General features: G+C 65.8%; 1 protein-coding gene. It reads right to left on the reverse strand.

From position 1 onward, the window contains the following. The coding region (locus NL1_RS35935) for a (Fe-S)-binding protein (RefSeq protein ID WP_162272807.1) at positions 1 to 713 on the reverse strand (713 nt) is incomplete at both ends.

The raw sequence follows: 713 nt of genomic DNA on the forward strand, positions 1-713 counted from the left end.
TCGTTGAGCATGACGCGGCAGAACGGGCAGCCGGTCGCGATCTTCCCGGGGGTGGAGCCCTTCGACGCGGCCAGGGTCGACAGTCCCTCGTCGACGCGGTCGACGTTGATGCGTTTGCCGAGCTGTTCTTCCATCCACATCCGCGCGCCACCGGCACCACAGCACATCGACCGCTCACCGTGGCGTGGCATCTCGACCAGGGTGGAGCCGGAGGCTTCCATCAGCTCGCGGGGTGCGTTGTAGACCTTGTTGTGGCGGCCCAGGTAGCAGGGGTCGTGGTAGGTGACGTTCTGGGTGACCGAGGCGACCGGGATCAGCTTCTTGGTCCGGACCAGGCGGTTGAGCAGCTGGGTGTGGTGCACCACCTCGTAGGTGCCGCCGACCTGCGGGTACTCGTTGTTGAGCGCGTTGAAGCAGTGCGCGCAGGTGACGACGATCTTCTTCTTGGACTGCTCGACACCGGCGAACACCGAGTTGATGACCTCGATGTTCTGCTGGGCCAGCTGCTGGAACAGGAACTCGTTGCCCGCCCGCCGTGCCGAGTCACCGGTGCAGGTCTCCTCCTGACCCAGCACCATGAACTTGGTGCCCGCGGTGGCCAGCAACTCGGCGACGGCCTTGGTGGTGCGCTTGGCGCGGTCCTCGTAGGCGCCGGCGCAGCCGACCCAGAACAGGTACTCGTAGCCGTCGAAGCTGTCGGCATCCCTCCCGAA

The sequence above is a fragment of the Nocardia lijiangensis NBRC 108240 genome (assembly GCF_001613045.1).
GTDB lineage: Bacteria > Actinomycetota > Actinomycetes > Mycobacteriales > Mycobacteriaceae > Nocardia > Nocardia lijiangensis.